This is a genomic window from Metabacillus kandeliae (assembly GCF_021166585.1).
Taxonomy (GTDB): domain Bacteria; phylum Bacillota; class Bacilli; order Bacillales; family Bacillaceae; genus Metabacillus_B; species Metabacillus_B kandeliae.
The window spans coordinates 1-22,863 of sequence record NZ_JAJOZE010000005.1 but is presented as its reverse complement, the minus strand read 5'-3'; the positions used below and the strand labels follow the sequence as shown (position 1 = coordinate 22,863).

The following is a 22,863-nucleotide window of genomic DNA, read 5'->3' as shown; positions in this document are numbered from 1 at the left end:
ATGTTCCTTTTCCTCATAATTATTTAACCTCTCCACTTACTAATTTTATGTTTATTTGATGCAGTAATTAATGTCTTTTTTACTTAATTAACCATTATAATTATAACAAAAATATCCAATTTACATATAATATATGATAGAAAAAGGTTAAAAAAGAGGTGTTGGAAATTAAATTTTATTTAAGATTATTAGTTTATTCTTCCATTTTCCTGATGCTAACTTCTTGCAAATCTCCTGGTTCAACTTTTGAAGGATATATATTAAATAGCCATGATGGAAAAGTAGAAGTAATAAAGGGGATTACTCTAGATGAATTCAAAAAAATAGACACATTGCCAAATGGTAACGAAGATACGATGTATGAGCGTTATTTGCTTAACTATGATTCGAAAGATTTGAAAAAGGGCCAAAAGGTAAAGGTTTGGTTACCTACTGGGAATGTAAGAACTTCAAACCCTATAAAAGCTAAGGCAGAAAAGATACAAATATTAAATTAGAATTTTTATGGTTTTTCAGTGCTTATGCAATCCGTCCTGATCCATACTTTTGAAATTTTCCTGGCTCGTTGTTTCGTACAATACAAAAAAGCCCCATCCTTAACGGATGAGACCTTCCTAAATCTCCTTCAGTAAATCCCGGTAATTCTGCTGCCTCAGCGCCTCATACACCAAAATCGCTGCTGTATTGGAAAGGTTCAGCGACCGCACATTTTCCGTCATAGGCAGACGCAGGCACTTTTCCATGTTCTCTTCAATAAGCGGCTTCGGCAGGCCTGTTGTTTCTCTGCCGAAAACGAAGAAGTAGTCTTTTTCAAGGCTGCTGTAGTCAAAGCTTGTGTGCGGCTTTTTGCCGAACTTCGTGATCAGGAAAAACTCTCCTGCAGGGTATTTTTCAAAAAGCTCTTCTAAAGAGTCATAGTAGAAAATATTGACGTATTCCCAGTAGTCAAGGCCTGCACGGCGCAGCATTTTATCGTCTGTTGAAAATCCGAGCGGGCGGATCAAGTGAAGGGTTGTGTCTGTTGCGGCGCATGTGCGGGCAATGTTTCCCGTATTAGCCGGAATCTCTGGCTGGTAAAGTACAACATGTAGTCCCAAAAGTGTCACCTCATCTGATTTCTTTGCATCCTTATTATATCACTGTTAATCGGCGTGCGTACTGTCCTTGAGCCGATAAAATTTGTACTTGATGTTCTCGGTGTAAGCGGTGGAATCTTCGTAAGACCAGTACCTCATGCGGCTGTTGTACGTGTTGGCATTCACAAGCGGCATGTCGTCTGAGTCCTTCGCCACAACAATTGTTGTGTGGTCAAACCGGCCGTCTCCCTGAAAGTCGTAGCAGATAATATCTCCTGCTGAGAGCTTATCAGGCGAGGAAACCTGGTGGCCCCTGATTCCTTTTTTTGAATTGGCCAGATACGTCGTCAGGGAATGCGCCACTGTCCAGCTGTAGCTCCAGTTGCTGCTTTTCATCCACCAGCCTTTTCCGCGTCCCGGAAATCCGTGCATCGGGGAATTGCCGGCGAACAGACACTGGGAGATAAAATTGGTGCAATTGTCCGTAAAGCTTTTGTATCTCGGATTGGACGTGTTCCAGTAGCGCTCAGCGTACTGCACAGCCGCCATCCGGTCGTATTCAAAATGAAAGCGTTCCTCGTTGTCGGTTTCAAAGGAGAGAAATTCCTCCTCTTCAGGTGTTGGCAGCGCCATATCCTCGACCAGCTCATCACCGGCAACGAGCGCCTTTCGCTTTTCCACGATTTCTTCGAGGTAAAAGTCATCTTTATCCTTGAAAAAAAGCTTTGTATGGCCGTCATAGTAAATCGCCTGAAGACGCTCATCTTCATCTGCTTCAAGCTCTGTTACATTAACGAGCACCTTGCCTTTTATGGCATACACTTTTCTTTGGTCCATCAGTTCAAGCTTTCGTTCAAGCACCTCAAGATCGCCTGGCGAAATGCCCCTGTCCGCTTTTTTGCGGTTAATTAAATATTGCAGTCTATGGTTCGTAAGCTTTTGAAGCTGCTCTTTCACCGCGTCCACCTGCCATCTGTGTAGTCGGGCTCTTCCCTTTTTCGGGAAAAATGCCTCTCCTACACCATATGAGGCAGACAGGTTTGTTTAGTATTCCTTTTGCAAAAGCGCTAATCCCTTATGGATTTCTTCTTTTACCTGGCTGTCAGTTTCTTTCGCCAGTGCTGCCTCTAAGCGGCTCCTTGAGTCATCATCGCCGATTTTTCCGACGGCCCACGCAGCAGTTCCGCGAATGACCGGTCTTGGATCGTCTTTTAATAAATCATACAGGGCAGGAAGTGCTGTCTGATCTTTAAAATGTGCGAGCGCAATAATGGCATTTCGCTGAATCGGCTTTTTGCCGCGCCAGGAGCCTGAGACAGGTCCGAACGTTTCTTTGAAATCTCTGTTTGAAATCGTGAGCAGCGGCTTGAGTTTTGGCTTCGCAACCTCCGGATCAGGCTTCATTTCCTCGTGCAGCAGGAAGTTCTTTCCTTTATTTTCAGGACAAACCGTCTGGCACGTGTCACAGCCGTACAGCCTGTTGCCGAGCTTGGTCCGGAATTCATCCGGCAAGAAGTCCTTCGTCTGCGTCAAATAGGCGATGCAGCGCTGCGAATTCAGCTGCCCGCCCTGCACAAGCGCCCCTGTCGGACAGGCGTCCACACACTTATTGCACGTTCCGCAGTGATTTTCCGCCGCCTCGTCCGGTTCAAACGGAATGTTTGTCACGATCTCACCGAGGTAAACGTAAGAGCCGAATTCCTTTGTAATAATCGCGCAGTTTTTCCCGCTCCAGCCGATTCCGGCGCGCTCCGCAACGGCTCTGTCAGAAAGCTCTCCTGTATCCACCATCGATTTTACTTTGGCTTCAGGCAGCTTTTCTTCAATAAAAGCTTCAAGCTTACGGAGCCTGTCACGAAGTACATCATGATAATCCCGGCCCCATGAAGCCCGGCAAAAAATCCCGCGCCGCTCGTCTTTCGTGCTCTTCGGCGGGTTCTCAAGCTTTGACGGATAGGCAAGCGCAATCGATATAATTGAGCGCGCCTTCGGAACAAGCAGAGCCGGATCTGTCCGTTTTTCAATATCCGGCTCTTCAAAGCCTGACTGATAACCGAGCGCTTGGCTGACAAGCAGCCGCTGCTTCAGCGTTTCAAACACATCCGCCCCGGCAAAGCCGATTTTATCAATGCCGATTTGCCTGCTGTAGGCGATAATGTCTTGTTTTAAAGTAGAGTAATTCATTAGGTGACCTCCTTTCTGTTTTGGATGTGGGCAGCTTCAAGGCCGCTCATAAACGCCTTTCAAAGGACCTAATCGCTGCCTTTCGTTCTCAAATTGAGCCCCAGAGCTCTGTATATGTTAAAATATTGCTTATTCTCACTTGGAGGGTGTTGCGAAATGGACATTCATATAGATTCTAAAATCAAGAGCCGTATTCCCGATTTTAAAATCGGTGCTCTCTTCTACCATCATATCGAAATTGGCGAAGCCCCTCAAATGCTGAAAGGGCGCTTCCGTCTGTATCAGGAGTCGCTGTACTTCGACCTGGAAGATAAAGAGGTCGGCTCCCTTTCCGGAATTGCCGAATGGCGCGACGTGTTTAAGAAAACGGGTCCTGACCCTAACAGGTATCGTCCATCGAGCGAGGCTTTATACCGCCGCATTAAGAAACAGCAGTTTTTAGAGCCAGTCAATTCAGCTGTAGATGTGAACAACTTCTTTTCCCTGAAGCATCAGGTGCCGATCGGCATTTATGATGCAGACAAGCTCACTGGCCCAATCTCCATCACAATCGGTGATGAAAACGCCAGCTATGCTGCTTTGAACGGCCGCGACGTCAGCTTAAGCGGCAAGCTTCACTCAGCTGACAGCAGTGGTGCATTCGGCAGCCCATTTGTTGATAGCAAGCGGTCTGCTGCCGGCGAACAAACAAAAAATGCCCTGCAGCTTGTGTACTTAAGGCCATCTATGGAAGAGGACGAAGCGAAAGAAATGCTTCAATCACTATCTGACATGTTCATTCAGGTTCACGGAGGAACTTCAGAAATCGAAGTCATACGGTAACATGAAAAAACGCAATGCTTCGTTTAGTGAAAAACGAAACACTGCGTTGATGCCATATGTATGGAGCGGGTGATGGGAATCGAACCCACGACATCAGCTTGGAAGGCTGAGGTTTTACCATTAAACTACACCCGCAAATGATTGATAAGATCTATTTTAGCAGATTTCAAAATGCTATGCAACGATAATTTTATTCCAAGTTACTCTATTATATGAAAAAGGAGTGCGTCCTCAGCACTCCTTTTTTCAGCTTTTTGCAGGCTCCAGCTCTTTAAGCTTGCCTGCTTCATTCAGCAGGGAAATATGCTTTGCCTCAAACTGCACAGGTGATTCCAGTCCTGCCGCTGCTGCCAGATTGAAAAGCCCCTCCCGCAGGGAAACAACGTAATTGCACACGCGGTATTTTTTCTCTTCAATGCTTAAGGCTTTCTGCAGCTTCGGATCGGTTGTCGCCACTCCGACTGGGCAGTTATTTGTGTGGCACACCTGCGCCATGATGCAGCCGACACTGAACATCATGCCTCTTGCGATATTCACAAGATCGGCTCCGAGCGCGAGCGCTACCGCAATCTTGTCCGGTGTTAAAAGCTTTCCGGAGGCGAAAATTTTCACCCTGTCACGGATGCCGTATTTTATCAAGGTTTCATGCACAATCGGCAGCGCCTGGTGAATCGGAAGGCCGGTTGAATCCGCGAGTTCCTGAAAGGATGCCCCTGTTCCACCTTCTCCGCCGTAGACCGTAATAAAATCCGGATGAACGTTCCGCTCCTTCATTCTCGCAAAAAGATGCTCCAGATCGCCTCTGTTCCCAACAACAATTTTGATGCCGACAGGCTTTCCGCCAAGGTCCCTTAGCTCATCCACAAAATTCAGCAGGCTGTCTGCGTCAGGCAGATGCTCGAACCGGTTCGGGCTGTCGACGGTTTTCCACGGCTCCACATTCCGGATCTTGGCAATTTCCTCATTGACCTTCTGCCCTTCCAAATGGCCGCCGCGTACCTTTGCTCCCTGTGCAAGCTTCAGCTCAAATGCCTTAATCTCGGGAATATCGCTTTTTTTCTTAAACTCTTCATGTGAAAAATTCCCGTCCTTGTCGCGCACCCCGAAAAGCCCGGGACCGATCTGGCAGATGATATCAGGGCTTCCTTCCAGGTGAAAGGAGGACAAACCGCCTTCCCCTGTGTTCATCCACGTGCCGCCAGCCATGCCAAGTCCCTTTGACAGCGCTGTGATCGCATGGTCTCCAAGCGCCCCGTAGCTCATGGCCGACTGCCCGACAAGCCCTTTGACCCGAAACGGCTGCCTTGCCGTGCTTTCGCCAATCACAACCTCATGCTCCTCAGCTAAATAGAACGGCTTGATGACGGCAGTTTCCCCATGCTCCCTCCGGTTAAAAAGCTTCTCTTTATCGATATGATAAAGTCTCGTATCAATTTGCGGCTCCTGCCGGATTTTCAGCTCGGCACGCTGCTTCGGAAACATCGCATTATTAATGAAGTAACCGCCTTCCTCGAAATTCCGCTCTGATCCAAACCCCATGGAACGGCTGTTGTATTTTCCGGCCAGCACCACATTTAAGTAATCCCGCCGCGAAAAAGGCTTTCCCTCATTGTCATTATTGTAGAGATACTGCCGGAGCTCTGGCCCCATCTTCTCAATTATGTAGCGCATTTTTCCAAGCACCGGGTAGTTGCGGAGAATCGCATGCTCCTGCTGCCGCTCATGCCGGAATAAAAACCATCCAGTTAGAAATAAAATTCCTACAATAGGAATGATTAGTAAACAAAGCAGCACCAGGGCCGCCCAGTCTGCAATACTCATCCTATTTCCCCCTTCCGAAAGTCTCTATTGTTTGCTTACCCACTTCGGAAGGGAATGAACCTTCTATCAATTTCCAGCTATGGTACTTAACGAACCTTCCGATAAGCCCTTCTCTCCGCATACTCCGAACAGGGCAGGCAAACCTTAATCGTTTTCCCCTTGTCGTCCACATACTTTCTGAGCGGCTTTTTCTTTTTATGGCAAATAGCGCACTTGCTGCTGAAAAGTGAAAACATGCTGGGCGGCTCCTATCTTTTGTCAGCCTGCTGCTCTTGATGGTATTTTTCTGCCTGTTCCTGCTTTTCAAGATGAGAATCCGGCACCTTGACGCGAAGCAGCACTTCCCCGGCAAAAAAGCCAAGCGATCCTGCGAGCGCAAGAAAAACAAGAGAGTATTTTAAGTATTTTTTCATGATGCATTCCCCTTAGTTTATGAGTCTTATTTCCATTAAATCAAAATTGGATACTTTTCCAAGAATTTTTCTTTATGCAGGCGGCGCTGCTCGACGGATAGAATACCAGCGAGCGTCCCCCAGTAATAAGCGCCAAAACCCGTATGAATTTTTTTCATTTTATAGGCATACACAGCAGCCTTAAAGGCTCTGACGGCAGGCACCTCAATATTTAACGCATGAGGAGCGTGCTTTTTCGCTGCTGCTTCAGCTTTTTTCCAAAGTGATCCTGTCTCTTCAGCTGAGAAAAAAGGTTTCACAGCTTCGATAAAGGAAGCAGGAACCCATTCTTCAAGAAAACTATGATCTATTTTGGCCTCTTGTCGTAATTCTTTTAAATCTTTTTGATATGTTTTTAAAGGGAATGCTTCGTTTTTGCTAAATGCAGCTTCAGCCTTGTCCTGACAAGCATTCTCAGCCTCTCCTCGATAGGACAAAGCGATAGGACATAGAATGGTTAAAGAAGTCCCGTACCCGCCTCTCACAGGGCGAATCGTGCGGATTCTTTTAACAAGACCCAGCTCGCTCAGCTTTTTATATGCCCTTTGAATCGTTTTACTGCTCACACCAAGAAGCTCTGCGGCAGAGGCAACCTTCAAATAACTGACACCCGGAACCTTGCACGAATGCCCTGCCAAAAGCCTGACTAAGCTTCTCTCAAGTAAGCTTAAATCCAGCATTTCCATTGCTTCATTGATAAACGCATCTATTGCTTTCACACTCTCAAACGACTGATAGTCCCGCAGCTGCTCCATTTTCTCCTCCGTGGAAGATCTCTGTTTTTGAAAATAGATCTTCTACTAGTTACATAAAGAAATAGAGGTGAAAAAGGAGCATGCTTTTGAAACTTTTTTTATCTAAAGATGACTATTATTAGAAAGGGGTGGAAAAAGATGGTTTTTAAATGGAGGATGCTCATTTTTATATTCGCAGTATTCCTGAGCGGATGCAGCCCAAAAAGCGAAACCGAAAGCAGGAGTCATGAAATAAAAGGCGGGCACAACTTGGAAGGCTATGTGCTGAAAATTGAAAAAGACAGACTGTACCTATCGGTCACCCCTGTCAAAGAAGGATACCAGGAATCACAGGCAGCCGAGCCCTCTCAAAAATCCAGCATGAAGAAAATATGGATAGAGTATGACCGGACGAAAGAATTCCAGGTTGGAAACAAGGTTTATATTTGGAAAGGAGACAGCAATCCGGAAGCTTTTCAAGTTTTGAAAGTAAACTAGGGGTTTTCGGTTTAGGGAGAATCGGTTATTTCCAAACCTTTATCAATTTCTTTTTCTGCTTATCATCTGTTTCGCTTTCTATCAATTCCATGGCAAGTTCCCGAATCCCCTCATCCGTCCTGGCTTCATACAGTTTTCTGAGGCTTTCCATTATATCGGAACGGATCATGGCAGGGTGCTTTTCCTTTGTGCAACTATGAAAACGGTCCGCCAAATATTCTAACACCAATTTCTTTTGCTCAGCGCCAGCAAGAGCAATCTTCCAGATAGACTGAAGGCTATGCCGTGCTGTCACGAATTTTTCATCAAAGGTAACCTTCCAAATCAAAGGGAAATCATTCAGGATTCTTTTTTCAGGATCACTGATCGCCAGGCCAGAAAGAAACTGTGCTGCTCTTGAACGGCGATGTGCATCAGCGTTTGTCAGCTCTGCCTTTAATCTGTCCCACACTTCATAAGCCCAGTCTGCTTTCTCCTCAGTTGCCTTCAAAATATGTTCATAAGCTTCATAAATTGCCGTCTTGTCAGTAGAATTAAAAACTTCAAAAGAATCATGAATGGCTTTGTCCATACTAACCTCCTGTTTTTACTTGCTAGCTCCATTTTATAAAATCGGCAAGATATTGGAAAGAGAAATGACTATGAAAAAAGATGTTGCTCTGTCCATTGTTCTTCACCTGTTTTTAGGCTGTTTATTTATTTCGTTTGTTCTGACAGCCATCCGGCTGGGACTGTCTTTTGCAGAGAAATCTGTCATTCTTATAGCCGGCATCTACCCCGCGCTGAAAATTTCTGACAGGATTACCGCTTCAAAAAGCCCTTATAGCAGTCATCCTGTTAAAATAGCGGAGACTGTCTCCCTATTCATCATTCCATTTGCTTATCTCATTATGATATGGACCTAGCCTCTTCAGTGTAGTTGCTTTATTTCCCATGTTTCTCCTTCCCCTGCACCGGGAATCAATTAGTAACAAAGTTAGCGGAGGGAGCAAGAAAAATGGAAGTTACCCGAACAGGTACAGGCGGCATGCACAACGAGCGCGCCAAGCAGGAAACAAAGCCGTGGATCCGCAGAATGGGACGCGCCGGATACATGGCGCAGGGGGTTGTGTACGGATTGATCGGAATCCTTGCCTTCATGACAGCCATTGGCGCAGGCGGAGAAAAAACGGATTCAAAAGGCGCGCTGCAATCGCTGAAAAACCTTCCGCTCGGAAGCGTTCTATTATGGCTCATCGGCCTCGGGCTGATTGGCTATGTGATCTGGTCTTTTGTAAAAGCTATTAAAGACCCCGAGAACAAAGGAAGCGATGCTAAGGGCATTGCAACAAGAATCGGCTATGCCATCAGCGGAATCATTTATGGAAGCCTTGCGTTTACAGCCATTAAAACTGCTGTCAGTTCAAGCGGCTCAGGCGGCTCAAATGAGCAGTCCATGAGCGCTCAGATGCTGTCACAGCCATTCGGCCAGTGGATCATCGGGATTGTCGGCGTCATCACATTCGGCTACGGCTTATATGAAATTTACTCAGGCTGGAAGGAAAAATTCATGAGCGAATTTAACATCAGCGACATGAAGCCTGGCGAAGTCAAAACTGCAAGAAGATCCGGAAAAATCGGCCTCATTGCCCGCGGCATTGTTCTTGCCATGGTTGGATTCTTTATTACCCAGACCGCGGTCACTGCTGATCCGGGAAAAACAAAAGGCCTTGACGGCGCACTCTCACAATTGTCCAATCAGCCTTATGGCCAATGGCTGCTCGGAGCCGTATCGCTTGGTCTGATCTTATTTGGAGTTTATGGAATTTTTAGAGGAAGATATATGTTTATGGGGTATGGTGGGAAATAACCAGATCCCTCCTCATATTAAAAGGCTCAGAGATTTTTTCTCTGAGCTTTTTATATGTTCTTCTGCAATTTTTATGAATGTCCTTCTGCTATTTTCTCCACTATTTAACTCTTATTCTAAACTATGAAAATTAAATGTTGCAACCGGAACAAAGTTCCATATATAATCGGAATGTAGTTCCGTTTATATATGGAACTAGAAATCTCACTTAGGGGAAGGAAGATCACTATGAAAATTCGAAACAAGGTTGTCCTTATCACTGGGGCTTCTGCTGGAATTGGTTTAGCTGCTGTTCGGCGTTTTGCTGCAGAAGGAGCTAAATTGGCGCTTGTTGCCCGTTCTGCTGATAAACTCCAGGAGCTTGCAAAGGAGCTGCAGCAGCAGGGAAATGAAGCAGTTGCTCTGCCCGCTGACGTAAGCGATGCAAAACAGGTACAAAAAGCTATTGAGGAAACTGTGCGCCATTTTGGCCGCCTCGATGCAGTCATTAACAACGTAGGGCAGGCTGCAGTTGGCACAATCGCTGACATGGATCCTGATAATTTCCGAAAAATCGTCGACCTCAATGTATTCGGTCCATTAGCCGCAATGCAAGCCGCCATACCGATCATGCGCGAGCAAGGCGGCGGTCTGATCATCAACATCAGTTCTGTCGTTTCTAAAATGAACATTCCAGGCTTGGGAGCTTATGCCGCAACAAAGTCTGCACTGAATATGCTGACTGATACAGCCCGGGGTGAGCTGGCAGCTGATAATATTCGGGTGATTACCGTCTATCCCCGTTCAACTGCTACAGACTTTGGCAAGAACGCGCTGGGCCAGCCGAGCAGCGGGCAAGAGCGAAAAGGCGCACCAAACGCGGATACTCCTGAATACGTTGCTGAAAAAATTCTGGCTGCAGCAGTTGAGGAGCCTGAGGAGCAGTTTATGGATTGAGGGATGAACAAAAAAGCAGCTGCAGACTGCCTTTTACGCACTAGTCTGCAGCTGCTTTTTAATTTTGTGAAGCCCGATACCTCATCCCATCCACAATCAGCGCAGCCATCTTCTTCGCATGCACCGCATCGCCTTTTTTCACAGTCGTACATAGGCTCGCTGCTGCCCTCAGCAGTTCATCAGGCTCGGCGTCAGCGCGCACCTCGCCGGCAGCTTCTGCTGTTTCAAGCAGGGTTTTCAGCGCCGGGTTCAGCCGCTCTTCAAAATAAGCCGGCAAAGCGCTGTAAGCTGGGTCTCCTGAATGAAGCGCAGCGGCTAGCCCCCGCTTCGCTGCAATAAAATCTACGAAACGCTGCATCCATTGTGACAGGGCTTCAGCAGGCTCATACCTTTCAGCCAGCTCCTCTGCTGCTTCTGCACAAGCATCGACCTCCTGGCGAAAGACTGCCTGGATCAAATCGGACCGCTGCGGGTAATGGCGATAAACCGTCCCTACACCTACACCGGCTGCCTCGGCAATCTCCCGTACAGGAGCGTCCACTCCAGATTCTGCAAAAACTTTCATGGCTGCTTCCAGCAAAGCCTGTATGTTCCGTTTAGCATCGGCACGTATTGAGCGGCCGATAGGTTCTGTCACTTCACCTGGGTTTTCCGTTTTTTTGTTCATCATGCCTTTCCCACCCATAAAAGTAGTTTTCGCGTTCACGAATTTATCTCTTATGATTTTACCATAGTTCACGAAGGAAAAATCTGACTCAGGCAGAACGGCTGCAAAAAAGCAATGGCCATTTAACCATTGCTTTTTTGCCGAGTAATATCTTCTTCCTTTTCTCCCCAAACCGAAACAGTCTCTCTCCTCATATCCTGGGAAGTCATGGTGAGATAACCAACCAGCACCGCGATCACAATCGTCATCACGATACTCACCGGCCCCTCCCCTGCACCAAGTCCTCCTTTATCATGTGGAGAAGATACCCAGTCAGAAAAGGAGGCGCCGACAGGGCGCGTCATAATATAAGCAAACCAGAAGGCGCCGATTTCGCCGAACAGCTTGGCCTTATATCCAGCAGCCGATATGGCAAGCAGCACGGCAAACAGGACTCCCGACCAGAAATACCCTAAATTAAAGGCGTTCGCGGTAAGATCGCCTGCTGCCGTCCCAAGGGCAAAGGTTGCAAGGACAACAGCCCAGTAATAGAATTCCCGTTTCTTCGTGTAAATGCTGTGGATGGACAATGTCTTTTCTGAGCGGTGCCAGGTATACAGAAGACCTGCGAGCACGAGCGCAAAAAATATTGCCGAAATTACATAGGATATACCAAGAACAACGTGGACAATATCGGCAGCCATCGTTCCAAAAATACTGACCATCACAACAACGAGCCAGTAAATCCAAGGAACATAGCGATCTTTAGAAAATTGAAGAATAAACACAGCAGCCAGGCAGACGCCCGCTGCCGCTACAGCAATAATGGGATCAATGTGCTTTACAAGGTAATCGGAAAACACTTCTCCCATCCCCGTTGTCAGAAGCTTCACAATCCAGAAAAGAAGCGTCACTTCCGGCACTTTGGAAAGCAGGCTGGATGACAGGCCTTGCTTTGTTAGATCTCTATACATAAAAAGCACTCCTAAATGGATATTTTGTTTTCAAGATCCCATTATACGGAGCGATTATGAAAATTTGCTGTGAATGGCCTAAATTTTGTCTAAAGACTGTTTTTCGTTATGATAGAAAAAAAGACAAACCCGCCAGGAGGAAAAATCATGAAGTATTCACTAAACATTGAACGGCAGATGGAAACAGATGCAAGCACCCTTTACCAAGCATGGACAGAGAACTTTGACAGCTGGTTCGCCGCTCCTGGCACAGTACGCATGAAAGCGGTGATCAACGAGCCCTTCTACTTTGAAACACATTTCGAAGACCAGCGCCATCCGCATTACGGCAGGTTCCTGAAGCTACAAAAGGACAAGCTTGCGGAACTGACATGGATGACAAAGGGAACCAAGGGTGCAGAAACGATTTTGACAGTCAAGCTCGAACCGGCAGGCAGCGGAACACACGTCACACTGTCTCACAAGGGGTTTTCTGATGAGGAGTCGAAAAATCAGCACGAAATGGCCTGGGGCTTTGTTCTCGAGCAGCTGGATCAAAAAATGCAAGAGAAAAAATCCCGGCAATAAGTCTGCCGGGATTTTTTATTCGCTCTTAAATTAGACTTCATAGCTTCTTCCGTTATGGCTTTCAAAAAGAATAGAGGAATCTCCCCCTTTCCCTATCTTTCGTCAAGTTTCTTCCCATTTAACAAGGATTATCACCCAATGAAAGCGAATTCACTGATTAATACATATGGGAGGGATGCTCTTTTGAAAACGATGACACTATGGTCCAACCGGCTGATGCAGCGTTATTTGCCTGATCCCTTTATCTTTGTGATTTTGCTGACATTTGTTGTTTTTATCGCTGGATTAATCTTTACCCCAAGCTCGCCGCTCCAGCTTGTGCAGTTCTGGGGTGATGGATTTTGGAGTCTTCTCAGCTTTACGATGCAAATGGTGCTTGTTCTTGTAACAGGCCATGTGCTGGCAAACAGTCCCCTTTTTAAAAAGGGCTTGAGCCTGATGGCGAGTGCCGCCAAGACACCTGGCCAGGCCATTCTTTATGTGACCGTCATTTCCATGATCGCAAGCTGGATCAACTGGGGATTCGGGCTTGTCATTGGGGCGCTGTATGCAAAGGAGCTTGCCAAGAAGGTGGAAAAAGTGGATTACCGCCTGCTGATTGCCAGTGCCTACAGCGGATTTATTATCTGGCATGCCGGCATTTCAGGCTCCATTCCTTTAACTATCGCCACAAAAGGGCATTTCACCGAAAACTTAATCGGTGTGATCCCTACAAGCGAAACGATTTTCGCTCCCTTTAATCTGATCATCGTTCTGGCACTCTTTATTGTGCTTCCTCTAGTGAACAGGTTTATGATGCCTGCAAAGGAGGACGCCGTTATCGTTGATCCTTCCCTTTTGGAGGAACACACCGCTGAAGCAGCAGCCATTGAAAAAGAAGCCGTAACACCTGCAACACGCCTTGAAAACAGCCGGGTACTCTCCATTTTAATCGGGATAATGGGCATCATTTTCTTAATCGGCTACTTTGCCTCAAAAGGGTTTTTGCTGAACCTTGATATCGTAAACTTCCTCTTCTTGTTTTTAGGCATTCTTTTTCACGGCACACCTAAAAACTTTCTCATTGCAGTTGCGGAAGCGGTCAAAGGAGCTGCAGGTATTATCATACAGTTTCCTTTTTACGCTGGCATTATGGGAATCATGGTCACATCAGGTCTTGGAAAAGTCATCTCTGAAGCCTTTGTTGCTATTTCCAATCCTCATACTTTTCCGATGTTTGCCTTCTGGAGTGCCGGCATCCTGAACATTTTTGTTCCGTCCGGCGGCGGCCAATGGGCCGTGCAGGCGCCTGTTATGCTTGATGCAGCCAAAACACTCGGCGTCTCTATCCCCAAAACAGCAATGGCTGTGGCATGGGGGGATGCCTGGACCAACTTGATTCAGCCATTCTGGGCGCTCCCTGCTCTCGCCATTGCAGGCCTAAAGGCGAAAGACATTATGGGGTTTTGCGTATTCGTTTTATTCGCAAGCGGTATTGTGGTTAGTTTAGGAATGCTGCTTTTATAGGTAGGCTCTGTTAATCATCTCTGTTGATAATTGAATAAAACGAACAATTGTTCTGAAATAAAGAAAAAAGATGAGAGTGAGGGGTATTGAATGGCGTTGAAGGAGATTATTAAAGAAATTTAAAAACTTAGCACAGCCGAACAATATCGTTTAAAAGAGTTTTTCACGAAATCCCTTGCGCCTTATGCTGCAAGTGAACCTGTGTTTAAAGAAGTATCCGAACAAAAACATAAAGATGGGTAGACTTGCATTCATTGCCATTCGAAAAGTGTTGTTCGCTTTGGTAAATATTCAGTTAAAGTTGGAATGAAAACAATGGAGCGTCAACGTTATCGCTGTAAGGATTGCCGAAAGTCTTTTATAGATGTAACTACTACTCCACTACACCGAACTCACCTTCCTCATAAATGGTTGGATTTTATCCAGTGTATGATTGAGGGGTATTCTTTACGCAAGTCATCAGAGATGATTGAAGTCCACTTCATAACGCTCTTTTATTGGAGACATAAATTATTATCAGCTTTAAAACAAATGGATTTTGAACAATTTTCAAGTATCGTGGAAATGGATGAAACATATTTCCTTTACTCAGAAAAAGGGAAACGAAAAATAACTGGTCGTAAATCCCATAAACGAGGTGGTACCTCCAAATATCGAGGCATCAGCAATGAACAGGTCTGTGTTCTTATTGCAAGAGACCGTCAGAAATCCACCTACTCAAAGGTCATCGGTCAAGGTCGTATTGTTAAGTCTCGTTTAGAGAAAGCCATTGCTTCCAAATTATCAACTTCTAATGTCCTTAGTACAGATGCGTGGAGAGCGTTTAAGACCTATGCAACTGAAAAAGGATTAGAACATTATCGTTTCAAATCTGATGGAAAAGAACGAGTAAGAGGTCTCTGTCATATTCAAAACGTAAATAACTACCACAGTCGTCTTAAAGGCTGGATGGACCGTTTCAATGGCGTTGCAACTAAATACCTCGCCTTATTTGAGTTGGTTTCAATTCTTAGATATTATCAAACACCGCAATGATAATACTACGGTAAGCAAAATGATTGTTGATAGTTGCTTTTTATCAACAAATGTCACTTATGATAAGCTCAGATTAACCACTTTTCAGTTATAATAAGATTTTTTCTTGTTCAGGAACGAAGCAGGATTTGCAATAATGGTTTAAACAAAACTTTAGGAAACATTTAATACAAACATAACTTTTAAACTGAAGAGGGAGGGTTATGGATATGATTAAGCTGATTAAGGAATTAATTGATAAACAGTATGGAAAGCCGCAAGGTCTATTAGGTACGTATATTGGTGAAAAGATGGTACGGCAACATAAACCTGAAACTTTATGGACTATTGAGCTATTAAACATTGTGCAGGGCGAGCATGTATTAGAATTAGGATGTGGTGCTGGTTATGCAATGAAACTTATCCTAGACCAAACTTTAGTAGAACAAGTAGTAGGAGTGGACCTTTCACCTACCATCATTCGGTCGGCTACGATTAGAAATAAAAACGCATTAAATGCTAAAAAGGCAAAATTGGTTCAAGCAAATGTTAATAGATTACCGTTCCAAGATGGAAACTTTGACAGAGTGTTTAGCATACAAACAATTTATTTTTGGGACGATTTATCTGCGACTTTACCAGAAATTTACAGGGTATTAAGACCTGGAGGTTATTTCGTAATCACCCTTTGTGATGGCAAAGATGATGAGATATGGGAAGGGATAAAAAGTATGATTGAAGAACGATTAATTCCTATTGCTAAGGAAAATGGATTTCTCGATGTTGCAATATTAAAAGGTCCAAAATCTAGACAATTCCATACAATTGCAGTTTTGGGTCATAAACATTCCTAAGTATATAATCCCTTTTCAACAAACAAGTAGCATTTCTTAGAAAACGAACAAAAGGACCTCTGGGGTCCTTTTGTTTTTAGAGTTTATCAACATTAACGTTTAACAGAGCCTATAGGTAAAAAAACATCCCGGCAGCTGAGACTGCCGGGATGTTTTTTATTGGCTCTTCAATTTGATCTCATAGCTTTTCCCGTCATGGCTTTCAGAGTTGATAAACATGATTACCTTGCTGCCCATTACGTAAGTTTTCGCTTCCCTGCTATGTGAAAGAACCTGCGGTGAAGGCAGCTCTATTTCAAGCAGCATCTTATCCAGCCGCAGCGTTGGATCTGATACGGCCACGGTGACGGTTCCCTGCTCTTCTTTTACAAGAACAGATGCCTGGTTATAGGAGGTGACGCCGCCTGCTTCTGTTTTCTTTGCTGAAAAGAAATTCATTCCTTTTAGGCCGAGAGCTTTATTTTCCACAGCCTGAACATTTTTTGTATTGGCTAGTATCTTAATCTCAGGCTTTTTCGCATATTCCTTCGTTTGTTCTTCTGAGAGATTCGGAAGCAGCACAACCGCATACTTCGCATTTTTAGGATTGGTGCCATGGTCAGCGCTTAATGAAAAGTAATTTCGTGACACAGTTGTGTTTGGATTGGAGGTTCTTATTTTTTGCAGAGATTGTGATACAGCTGTTTTTGCTACAGCTATCGGTGCTTTCTCCGGAAAGTAATACCCTACCTGTGTTCCTGCCGCATCTGTTTTGAAATTCATCCATTTGAGCAGATAACTGCCATCTGAAGGATCTGCAAGGGACTGCTGATCATAGGTCCCGCCGGTAACCGTGCTTTTCTCGTCGGAACCAAACATCCGGTTTTCAAGCGTTGTTCTCACTTCTCTTCCAAGCTTGTCGCTGATGCCTGACCCCATCAGCACAATCTCCTTGTCGAACATAAAAGCTGATTTGTTGCCTTCCGCGTTTTTGTACGTAACAAAATCATCCGGGAGCAGCCCATTGAGTTTGTCAGGATAGCTGATCTCATCGCCAAGCTGAATCCCTGCTGCCCCGTACTTTCCAAGCTTTGCCCCTCCGGAATAGGTGTTTGTTGCAACCGGGAAGTACACGTATTTATTTTCCGATTCAGAAGACGAGTAAAAATCCCATGGAGGCGTTGTATTTTCATAGTATGGCTTGCCGTATAGCTCCGGAACGCTTTTTCTCATTTCTACAGGGACAGTTGTGCCTGGGATCTTAAGAGGATTAACGGTTGCGAAATAATTCGCCCCATACTGCTTTGTCTGATCCCTGCCGGCCAAATACAAATAATAAGCTCCATCACTTTGAAACCATGGCAGCAAATTTTCCCCGCTCATGTATTCATACTTGCTGATTCTGTCAGAGCTCCTGGAAAAAGCGAAGCTGTAGGAATCCCTCAGCTGCACATTTTTATCCATCATATTAAAGGCATACTGATCTCCTACTGCCAGGTTTTCAGCAGGAATGAGAGGATCCTTCAAAATCTGATCAAGATCTGCAATAGCACTGAGCGAGCTGAAATTGCCTGTTGAAAAGCTCGACTTCATCCCGGAAACGAGATATTTAATATAGGATTTCATTTTCAGGGCATCACTGCTGCCTAAATTGCGGCTCAAGTCTACCAGTGATTCCACAATGCTGTAGACATCCTGATAGCCTGTCCCGGTTCTTGAAACAGCCCGGCCTTTCACGATTTCCATCATATAGCCCTCAAAAATAACAGGAGCAAACCCTTTTGTCACCCACTCTTTCACAGTGGATGTGAGAAGTTCTTTCGGATCAAAACTCGTGCCGTTCAGGATCACCATCGTTTGGATAATCCGGTTCAGGAGGACTTTTCCGTAGGATCCTGTGTAGGCAACTGATTTATGCTGAACAAAGGAGCCGTCACGGTAAAAACCATCCGTGTTGTCATTAACAAGATGATTGGGATCAACGGTCTGAAACACTGTCAAGAGGTTGTCGACCGCTTTTGAAACCCTTGCCTCATCCCCCGTAATTGCTCCCTGAAGAATCCGGTCTGTCGCAATATCAGCCAAATTCGATCCTCTGTGAAAACGCGAGGCAAGATCAATGTCACCGTTTTTTCCGTTCCGCAAATACTTGTCCATTGAATCAATATAGGCATTTATTAGATCTGGCTTATAGCTTTTTATCTCATCCTCCAGCAGCAGCAGTGTTTTCGTAATGTTCATCGGCATGCCGATCTCCCACGCATACCAGTTGCCGTAATACCCTTTTTCCTGATCTTTAAAGTAGTGGTTGTAAAGCCAGTCCAGGCTGTCAATCACTTGATGAACAGCTTCCTGATTGCCGTAAAAATTCGGCGTGCTTCCCGGCTTCACACTCGTTTTAGCGGCTAGGGCAATTTGATAGAGATAAAGATAAGAGTTGCTCAAGTTACTTTCATCACTGCCAAGCGGAAGGTTTTTAAAAAGGGAACCTTCCCTGCTTTCCAATGGAAGAAGAGCAGCAAGCCGGGTAGCGGCTGTTTTTTGGACAGCGCTTATTTTGCTCTGCAGCAATGGATTATTATTTAGCTGATCATTTCCTGCCAGATATTGTGTGAAATTCGCTTTCAGCTGGTCCAATTCAGTCACTGCCTTTTGTGTTGTATCGTATGAGTTAGTTGGCTCTGAGGCTTTTACGTTAGCCGGGTGCAAGGGAAAGGAAAGAAGAGCAGTAATCGCAAGAGATGAGGCAATCAGCTTTTTCGGATACTGATTCAATTATGACACATCCTTTTTTGTATTTCATGCGGATTCTCAGGTGAAAAGTCGCGCAATCATAGGAAGTGTGAGGTTCCAAAGGAGGGGAACGCTTACAGGTAATTTACCAGTCTTTTACACATGTTGCAATCGCTTACAAAATAATAAGGAAGATAGACCTTCTCAAAAAATTCAAGGACTTCAGGTACGGTCCTGAAGTCCTTTTTATGTGTGCGTGCTATGACCTATATTTAGGCCAGAATCTTCAAGCCAATGACAGATGCCAAAATCAATGCGATGCAGAAAATCCTTTTCCACTCCCTGGACTCGCCATAAAGCATCATGCCTAGAATCGATCCGCCGGCTGTACCGATACCTGTCCAAATCGCGTAAGCTGTCCCCATCGGAAGCGTCTGCATGCCGACGGACAGCAGTGTAAAGCTTACCGTAAAGGAACAGGCAAGCAAAAGAATATTTCCAATTGTTCTGTTTCTGGACACTTTATTCAGCAGGACAACGCCAAGCATTTCAAACAGCCCTGCCAGTACGACAGCTCCCCATGCCATTATGCTTTCTCCCCTTCCGAGTCTTTCGTGACAGCTTTCAAGCCAATGACTCCGGCAAGAAGAAGCGCAATCAGCACAAGCTTAAGAGGATCTGCCGATTCATGGAAAAACAAAATATCCGCGAGAACCGTTCCTGCTGTCCCAAGCCCTACGAAAACCGCGTATACTGTGCCGACAGGAAGATTTGAACTCGCTGCAATCATCCCCGCAAAGCTGATCACAATGCAAATCACGGTTCCTGTCCATTCCAGCCAATTGTCTGCATGCTTCAAGCCTGTAACCCAGCCAACCTCAAACATAGCGGAAATCACTACATATACCCAATACTTATTCAATTTGTTCCCTCCTGATTTATGCCTTTCCAAAAGATGCGGCAGGAGGCATGCAGCCTTTTCAGCTGCCTCTCTCTTTCACTGTAAAGCATCTCTACAAACAAACTGTCCAGCACACCAAGAAACGCCACCGCTGCCTCACCCGGATCTGCCTTAACGGAAGACTCCCTGAAAAGGTCTGTCAGCAGAGCTTCCAGCGTATCCAAATGCCTGTACACCTGTACCATCACAGCATCATATAAATGCGGGGGCGGAAAAAACGACATCCGGAGCCAAAACCTCGTCTCAGGACTGCTCTCATACCGCTCCATATAATCCGTTAAAAAAGAAAAAAGCCTCTCCTGAAGCCCAGACCCGGTTCCTGCAAGCTGCTCCTGCGCCTGCTCCAGTTCCATTGAAAACACATCTTCCGCCGTTTGTAAAAACAGCTCGTCCTTGCTTTTAAAATGAGAATAAATGGACTGCTTTTTAATGCCGGCTTCCTCAGCAATTAAGGAAAGGGATGCTCCCTCATAGCCATGCTCTGAAAAGATAGCGAGCGCTTTTTGCTTCAGTTCCTCTGCTGTCATACTTTCACTCCCTTACGACCGTTCGTAAGTTATTATAGCAAGAAAATGACGGAAGAGCAAATAAAAAACCGCTTGCTGGAAGCGGCTTTACTGTTTTACCGGAGCTAAATCATTCGACGCAACCATTGCAGCTGCTGTCTCTTCTCCGTATTCCTTCACACAATATGTATGCTCTTCCTCAGCACTCAGCTTGCCGTAGGCTTTGCCGATCGTGCCCTTCAGCTTTTTCCAAAAGTAATTATGATCGCTTACGGCAGAGTTAAAATCTCTATTTTTCCATCTCTCAGCGATCTCAAGAAGATCAGACTTGTCTTTAAAATGGCTGTTGTTAATCAATGCATAAACCTCTGCCGCATTCTTCTGGCTCAGTACTGCAGCTCCCCACTTTTGGTCCGCTTTAATCTTTTGATGCGACATCTTATGCATCACATCAATCACATCCTCTTCACTGGAAGAAGCATTCAGCCCGAGAACACTCGGCGTGGAAGAAGCATTCTCTGCAGTTGCCTTGTCTGCTTGAGCTCCCGCCTTTTCATTTTTGGAAGTCATGAAATGAGTAACCCCGAAATACAAACCTGCACACAATACGACGGCACCTGCAATGATCCATATCGTTTTCATAGCTTCCCTCCGGCCTGGATACTGTAGTAGTTACATTTTACCATAATCATCCAAGGTGGTGGTTATTATGTTTCTTAATTACAGTTTTTTCAAAATATAAGCTAACAGGTACCGCCTTTATTAATTCACTAGTCTATTTCTGCCCTTATTGATTGAAATGATATAATAGTGAAAAGCACACCTAGAGAGGCGGTAAAACAGAATGGCCCCTAAAAAAGAAAATAAGTACTCAACAACGATTGCGAGTATATTAGGTATACTAGTTGGTGTTCCAATTGGATTGACAATGCACAGTATGTCGTTTGGAATTGGGATTGGAATTGTTTTTGCGATAGCATTTAAGCTGATTTTGGATCGGAAGAGGAAATAAGGCTAATTTTAAGACCCGGGTGGCTGATCTCTTAAAAGAGGTTGAGTCATTTGGGTATTTTTTTCATCTGTGCTGCTCAGTTTGTTATACTAATATTCCTCCAGCAATGGAACAATGATTTGGTACTGAATCACGTTACTGGGTTTCCCTTGGAAAGAAGTGCCTTAAAGGAAGGATTAAACCCAGAAGAGACATGACAATAAAAACAATCTGATGTACATGATCATTACCTGGCGGCAGTTTTCCTAATAGATGAAAAACCCAAAATATTGGGTAGTACCAAAGCACAAACCAAGCCCATTTTTCTTTCTTTCTATAAGACATAACTGTGATTAATATACCAAAGAGCCCCATGCCAGCAGTAGAAGCCCCTATCGCCTGAATCATTCCTAATTCATTTGAATCTGTACTCATCGGAAATACTCCGGTTAAAACACCAAATCCCAAAATAGCTGCTCCTATTAATAGCAGGAACATCCAGCTAATTCTGAACAGCAAAGTTTGATCTTTTTTCCTTATCAACTGCAGCACCCCCCACACTTGATTTATGGATTTAAATTTCAATTTATTTAATTAGTTAAATTTACTTGCTCTCATTTCCTTTTATAACTCAAGAATTATTTCAAAAGTACTGGTGATTGTTGTGACTAAGGCATTCTGAAGATAACGATTTTGAGGCAGAAAAAAAGGGGGACTATAACTGAATCCGAATAGGATCTATTATGTAGTATTAGAAAATAAAAAGGACTTTGACATAAGGTCAAAGTCCTTTTAAAATCTTCAGATACCGGTGGCCGGGGTCGAACCGGCACTCCCGAAGGAACACGATTTTGAGTCGTGCGCGTCTGCCAATTCCGCCACACCGGCATATCAGGCAGTTTTTAGTGCTGAGAGCTTTTAGATGTTATCCAATCTCTATTTAGAAATTGGAGGCGGCACCCGGATTCGAACCGGGGGTAAAGGAGTTGCAGTCCTCTGCCTTTCCTCTTGGCTATGCCGCCAGCACTCTGGAGCGGAAGACGGGATTCGAACCCGCGACCCCCACCTTGGCAAGGTGATGTTCTACCACTGAACTACTTCCGCACTTGCACCATATATAGTAGCCTATGCAGCAATCATGTGATTGTTGCTGGCTTTTAAAAAAGAAATGGCTGGGCTAGCTGGATTCGAACCAGCGCATGACGGAGTCAAAGTCCGTTGCCTTACCGCTTGGCTATAGCCCAATATAGTTCCATCATTTCATAAAAAAATAATGGGGCGATTGATGGGAATCGAACCCACGAATACCAGAGCCACAATCTGGCGTGTTAACCACTTCACCACAACCGCCACAATTTAATTGGCAGGGGCAGTAGGAATCGAACCCACACCGGAGGTTTTGGAGACCTCTGTTCTACCGTTAAACTATGCCCCTATATAGATGGTGGAGGGGGGCAGATTCGAACTGCCGAACCCTAAGGAGCGGATTTACAGTCCGCCGCGTTTAGCCACTTCGCTACCCCTCCAGCTAGAAAACAGTGCCGGCAAGAGGACTTGAACCCCCAACCTACTGATTACAAGTCAGTTGCTCTACCAATTGAGCTACACCGGCAAATAATGGTGGCTCGGGACGGAATCGAACCGCCGACACACGGATTTTCAGTCCGTTGCTCTACCGACTGAGCTACCGAGCCATACTCTTTTGAACTTAGCTCGGTCCAGGACTCCGCTAGTCAAAACTGTTTGCTGCTAATATTTAG

The 22,863-nt window shown here is 45.1% G+C and carries 24 protein-coding genes, 10 tRNA genes and 1 pseudogene; 10 read left to right on the top strand and 25 right to left on the bottom strand.

Annotated elements, in window-relative coordinates:
* Positions 1-158: 158 nt before the first annotated feature.
* A complete protein-coding gene (locus LRR81_RS12775) occupies positions 159-497 on the top strand; it encodes a DUF3221 domain-containing protein (RefSeq protein ID WP_231789763.1) in 339 nt (112 codons plus the stop codon).
* A gap of 117 nt (positions 498-614) precedes the next feature.
* Here LRR81_RS12775 and trmL read toward each other — a convergent pair whose 3' ends face one another.
* The 3 genes from trmL to queG all read right to left on the bottom strand — a co-directional run bounded on the left by trmL (position 615) and on the right by queG (position 3,260).
* Positions 615-1,097, bottom strand: coding sequence for a tRNA (uridine(34)/cytosine(34)/5-carboxymethylaminomethyluridine(34)-2'-O)-methyltransferase TrmL (trmL, locus tag LRR81_RS12770; RefSeq protein ID WP_269448645.1), 483 nt, complete (start codon positions 1,095-1,097; stop codon positions 615-617).
* Positions 1,098-1,142: 45 nt separating this feature from the next.
* Positions 1,143-2,033 (bottom strand): amidase domain-containing protein, encoded by an 891-nt coding sequence (locus LRR81_RS12765; RefSeq protein WP_231789761.1) that lies wholly within the window; start codon positions 2,031-2,033, stop codon positions 1,143-1,145.
* 87 nt (positions 2,034-2,120) lie between these two features.
* The gene (gene queG, locus LRR81_RS12760) at positions 2,121-3,260 is read right to left on the bottom strand and encodes a tRNA epoxyqueuosine(34) reductase QueG (protein ID WP_231789760.1); all 1,140 of its coding nucleotides are present in this window, start codon (positions 3,258-3,260) and stop codon (positions 2,121-2,123) included.
* Between the two features lie 156 nt (positions 3,261-3,416).
* Here queG and LRR81_RS12755 point away from each other — a divergent pair, with 156 nt between their 5' ends.
* Positions 3,417-4,082 carry a B3/B4 domain-containing protein gene (locus LRR81_RS12755; RefSeq protein WP_231789759.1) on the top strand — a complete coding sequence of 222 codons (666 nt, stop codon included), beginning with the start codon at positions 3,417-3,419 and terminating at the stop codon, positions 4,080-4,082.
* 61 nt (positions 4,083-4,143) lie between these two features.
* Here LRR81_RS12755 and LRR81_RS12750 read toward each other — a convergent pair.
* From LRR81_RS12750 to LRR81_RS12735, 4 genes are all read right to left on the bottom strand, one after another.
* Positions 4,144-4,217, bottom strand: a tRNA-Gly gene (locus LRR81_RS12750).
* A 111-nt stretch (positions 4,218-4,328) separates the two neighbouring features.
* A complete protein-coding gene (locus LRR81_RS12745) occupies positions 4,329-5,903 on the bottom strand; it encodes an FMN-binding glutamate synthase family protein (protein ID WP_231789758.1) in 1,575 nt (524 codons plus the stop codon).
* 248 nt (positions 5,904-6,151) lie between these two features.
* Complete coding sequence (locus LRR81_RS12740; RefSeq protein WP_231789757.1) at positions 6,152-6,316, bottom strand: hypothetical protein; 165 nt, start codon at positions 6,314-6,316, stop codon at positions 6,152-6,154.
* Positions 6,317-6,351: 35 nt separating this feature from the next.
* Complete coding sequence (locus tag LRR81_RS12735) at positions 6,352-7,110, bottom strand: helix-turn-helix domain-containing protein (RefSeq protein ID WP_231789756.1); 759 nt, start codon at positions 7,108-7,110, stop codon at positions 6,352-6,354.
* A 138-nt stretch (positions 7,111-7,248) separates the two neighbouring features.
* On the opposite strand from LRR81_RS12735, the gene LRR81_RS12730 reads away from it, so the two are divergent.
* Positions 7,249-7,587: a hypothetical protein gene (locus LRR81_RS12730; protein WP_231789755.1), complete on the top strand. Its 339-nt coding sequence runs from the start codon at positions 7,249-7,251 to the stop codon at positions 7,585-7,587.
* A gap of 25 nt (positions 7,588-7,612) precedes the next feature.
* Here the strand turns inward: LRR81_RS12730 and LRR81_RS12725 are convergent, their stop codons facing one another.
* Complete coding sequence (locus LRR81_RS12725; protein WP_231789754.1) at positions 7,613-8,158, bottom strand: hypothetical protein; 546 nt, start codon at positions 8,156-8,158, stop codon at positions 7,613-7,615.
* A 70-nt stretch (positions 8,159-8,228) separates the two neighbouring features.
* On the opposite strand from LRR81_RS12725, the gene LRR81_RS12720 reads away from it, so the two are divergent.
* The 3 genes from LRR81_RS12720 to LRR81_RS12710 all read left to right on the top strand — a co-directional run bounded on the left by LRR81_RS12720 (position 8,229) and on the right by LRR81_RS12710 (position 10,372).
* Complete coding sequence (locus LRR81_RS12720; RefSeq protein ID WP_231789753.1) at positions 8,229-8,492, top strand: hypothetical protein; 264 nt, start codon at positions 8,229-8,231, stop codon at positions 8,490-8,492.
* A gap of 92 nt (positions 8,493-8,584) precedes the next feature.
* Positions 8,585-9,436 (top strand): DUF1206 domain-containing protein, encoded by an 852-nt coding sequence (locus LRR81_RS12715; protein WP_231789752.1) that lies wholly within the window; start codon positions 8,585-8,587, stop codon positions 9,434-9,436.
* Between the two features lie 228 nt (positions 9,437-9,664).
* Positions 9,665-10,372: an SDR family NAD(P)-dependent oxidoreductase gene (locus tag LRR81_RS12710; RefSeq protein WP_231789751.1), complete on the top strand. Its 708-nt coding sequence runs from the start codon at positions 9,665-9,667 to the stop codon at positions 10,370-10,372.
* Between the two features lie 58 nt (positions 10,373-10,430).
* Here the strand turns inward: LRR81_RS12710 and LRR81_RS12705 are convergent, their stop codons facing one another.
* Complete coding sequence (locus tag LRR81_RS12705; RefSeq protein WP_231789750.1) at positions 10,431-11,042, bottom strand: TetR/AcrR family transcriptional regulator; 612 nt, start codon at positions 11,040-11,042, stop codon at positions 10,431-10,433.
* 119 nt (positions 11,043-11,161) lie between these two features.
* The gene (locus LRR81_RS12700; RefSeq protein ID WP_231789749.1) at positions 11,162-11,992 is read right to left on the bottom strand and encodes a COG4705 family protein; all 831 of its coding nucleotides are present in this window, start codon (positions 11,990-11,992) and stop codon (positions 11,162-11,164) included.
* Positions 11,993-12,139: 147 nt separating this feature from the next.
* On the opposite strand from LRR81_RS12700, the gene LRR81_RS12695 reads away from it, so the two are divergent.
* The 4 genes and pseudogenes from LRR81_RS12695 (at position 12,140) to LRR81_RS12680 (ending at position 15,933) form a co-directional block, all read left to right on the top strand.
* Complete coding sequence (locus tag LRR81_RS12695) at positions 12,140-12,559, top strand: SRPBCC family protein (RefSeq protein WP_231789748.1); 420 nt, start codon at positions 12,140-12,142, stop codon at positions 12,557-12,559.
* Positions 12,560-12,751: 192 nt separating this feature from the next.
* Complete coding sequence (locus LRR81_RS12690; RefSeq protein WP_408631607.1) at positions 12,752-14,065, top strand: short-chain fatty acid transporter; 1,314 nt, start codon at positions 12,752-12,754, stop codon at positions 14,063-14,065.
* A 90-nt stretch (positions 14,066-14,155) separates the two neighbouring features.
* Positions 14,156-15,194: pseudogene (locus LRR81_RS12685) on the top strand (IS1595 family transposase).
* A 115-nt stretch (positions 15,195-15,309) separates the two neighbouring features.
* Positions 15,310-15,933, top strand: coding sequence for a class I SAM-dependent methyltransferase (locus LRR81_RS12680; RefSeq protein ID WP_231789747.1), 624 nt, complete (start codon positions 15,310-15,312; stop codon positions 15,931-15,933).
* 156 nt (positions 15,934-16,089) lie between these two features.
* Here the strand turns inward: LRR81_RS12680 and LRR81_RS12675 are convergent, their stop codons facing one another.
* The 15 genes from LRR81_RS12675 to LRR81_RS12605 form a co-directional block, all read right to left on the bottom strand.
* Positions 16,090-18,687, bottom strand: coding sequence for a polysaccharide lyase 8 family protein (locus tag LRR81_RS12675; RefSeq protein ID WP_231789746.1), 2,598 nt, complete (start codon positions 18,685-18,687; stop codon positions 16,090-16,092).
* Between the two features lie 230 nt (positions 18,688-18,917).
* Positions 18,918-19,232, bottom strand: coding sequence for a DMT family transporter (locus tag LRR81_RS12670; RefSeq protein ID WP_269448644.1), 315 nt, complete (start codon positions 19,230-19,232; stop codon positions 18,918-18,920).
* Positions 19,232-19,567: a DMT family transporter gene (locus LRR81_RS12665; RefSeq protein ID WP_269448643.1), complete on the bottom strand. Its 336-nt coding sequence runs from the start codon at positions 19,565-19,567 to the stop codon at positions 19,232-19,234. Before LRR81_RS12665 ends, LRR81_RS12670 begins: the two co-directional genes overlap by 1 nt.
* Positions 19,564-20,133: a TetR/AcrR family transcriptional regulator gene (locus LRR81_RS12660; RefSeq protein WP_231789745.1), complete on the bottom strand. Its 570-nt coding sequence runs from the start codon at positions 20,131-20,133 to the stop codon at positions 19,564-19,566. The genes LRR81_RS12665 and LRR81_RS12660 overlap by 4 nt, the downstream gene beginning before the upstream one ends.
* A gap of 87 nt (positions 20,134-20,220) precedes the next feature.
* A complete protein-coding gene (locus LRR81_RS12655) occupies positions 20,221-20,754 on the bottom strand; it encodes a DUF6241 domain-containing protein (RefSeq protein WP_231789744.1) in 534 nt (177 codons plus the stop codon).
* A 505-nt stretch (positions 20,755-21,259) separates the two neighbouring features.
* Positions 21,260-21,646, bottom strand: a complete 387-nt coding sequence (locus LRR81_RS12650; protein WP_231789743.1) for a hypothetical protein — start codon at positions 21,644-21,646, stop codon at positions 21,260-21,262.
* Positions 21,647-21,909: 263 nt separating this feature from the next.
* Positions 21,910-21,991, bottom strand: a tRNA-Leu gene (locus LRR81_RS12645).
* Between the two features lie 60 nt (positions 21,992-22,051).
* Positions 22,052-22,125 (bottom strand) — tRNA-Cys (locus LRR81_RS12640).
* 7 nt (positions 22,126-22,132) lie between these two features.
* Positions 22,133-22,207 (bottom strand) — tRNA-Gly (locus LRR81_RS12635).
* A 65-nt stretch (positions 22,208-22,272) separates the two neighbouring features.
* Positions 22,273-22,347 (bottom strand) — tRNA-Gln (locus LRR81_RS12630).
* Between the two features lie 30 nt (positions 22,348-22,377).
* Positions 22,378-22,453 (bottom strand) — tRNA-His (locus LRR81_RS12625).
* Between the two features lie 11 nt (positions 22,454-22,464).
* Positions 22,465-22,538 (bottom strand) — tRNA-Trp (locus tag LRR81_RS12620).
* A gap of 7 nt (positions 22,539-22,545) precedes the next feature.
* A tRNA-Tyr gene (locus LRR81_RS12615) sits at positions 22,546-22,629 on the bottom strand.
* Positions 22,630-22,642: 13 nt separating this feature from the next.
* Positions 22,643-22,715, bottom strand: a tRNA-Thr gene (locus LRR81_RS12610).
* A 6-nt stretch (positions 22,716-22,721) separates the two neighbouring features.
* Positions 22,722-22,797, bottom strand: a tRNA-Phe gene (locus LRR81_RS12605).
* Positions 22,798-22,863: the final 66 nt, after the last annotated feature.

What these genes read in the sequence shown, in the direction of transcription:
- queG (WP_231789760.1), bottom strand. Translation starts at nt 3,260, where the DNA reads ATGAATTACTCTACTTTAAAACAAGACATTATCGCCTACAGCAGGCAA.
- LRR81_RS12755 (WP_231789759.1), top strand. Translation starts at nt 3,417, where the DNA reads ATGGACATTCATATAGATTCTAAAATCAAGAGCCGTATTCCCGATTTT.
- LRR81_RS12745 (WP_231789758.1), bottom strand. Translation starts at nt 5,903, where the DNA reads ATGAGTATTGCAGACTGGGCGGCCCTGGTGCTGCTTTGTTTACTAATC.
- LRR81_RS12740 (WP_231789757.1), bottom strand. Translation starts at nt 6,316, where the DNA reads ATGAAAAAATACTTAAAATACTCTCTTGTTTTTCTTGCGCTCGCAGGA.
- LRR81_RS12735 (WP_231789756.1), bottom strand. Translation starts at nt 7,110, where the DNA reads ATGGAGCAGCTGCGGGACTATCAGTCGTTTGAGAGTGTGAAAGCAATA.
- LRR81_RS12730 (WP_231789755.1), top strand. Translation starts at nt 7,249, where the DNA reads ATGGTTTTTAAATGGAGGATGCTCATTTTTATATTCGCAGTATTCCTG.
- LRR81_RS12725 (WP_231789754.1), bottom strand. Translation starts at nt 8,158, where the DNA reads ATGGACAAAGCCATTCATGATTCTTTTGAAGTTTTTAATTCTACTGAC.
- LRR81_RS12720 (WP_231789753.1), top strand. Translation starts at nt 8,229, where the DNA reads ATGAAAAAAGATGTTGCTCTGTCCATTGTTCTTCACCTGTTTTTAGGC.
- LRR81_RS12715 (WP_231789752.1), top strand. Translation starts at nt 8,585, where the DNA reads ATGGAAGTTACCCGAACAGGTACAGGCGGCATGCACAACGAGCGCGCC.
- LRR81_RS12710 (WP_231789751.1), top strand. Translation starts at nt 9,665, where the DNA reads ATGAAAATTCGAAACAAGGTTGTCCTTATCACTGGGGCTTCTGCTGGA.
- LRR81_RS12705 (WP_231789750.1), bottom strand. Translation starts at nt 11,042, where the DNA reads ATGATGAACAAAAAAACGGAAAACCCAGGTGAAGTGACAGAACCTATC.
- LRR81_RS12700 (WP_231789749.1), bottom strand. Translation starts at nt 11,992, where the DNA reads ATGTATAGAGATCTAACAAAGCAAGGCCTGTCATCCAGCCTGCTTTCC.
- LRR81_RS12695 (WP_231789748.1), top strand. Translation starts at nt 12,140, where the DNA reads ATGAAGTATTCACTAAACATTGAACGGCAGATGGAAACAGATGCAAGC.
- LRR81_RS12690 (WP_408631607.1), top strand. Translation starts at nt 12,752, where the DNA reads ATGACACTATGGTCCAACCGGCTGATGCAGCGTTATTTGCCTGATCCC.
- LRR81_RS12680 (WP_231789747.1), top strand. Translation starts at nt 15,310, where the DNA reads ATGATTAAGCTGATTAAGGAATTAATTGATAAACAGTATGGAAAGCCG.
- LRR81_RS12670 (WP_269448644.1), bottom strand. Translation starts at nt 19,232, where the DNA reads ATGGCATGGGGAGCTGTCGTACTGGCAGGGCTGTTTGAAATGCTTGGC.
- LRR81_RS12660 (WP_231789745.1), bottom strand. Translation starts at nt 20,133, where the DNA reads ATGACAGCAGAGGAACTGAAGCAAAAAGCGCTCGCTATCTTTTCAGAG.
- LRR81_RS12655 (WP_231789744.1), bottom strand. Translation starts at nt 20,754, where the DNA reads ATGAAAACGATATGGATCATTGCAGGTGCCGTCGTATTGTGTGCAGGT.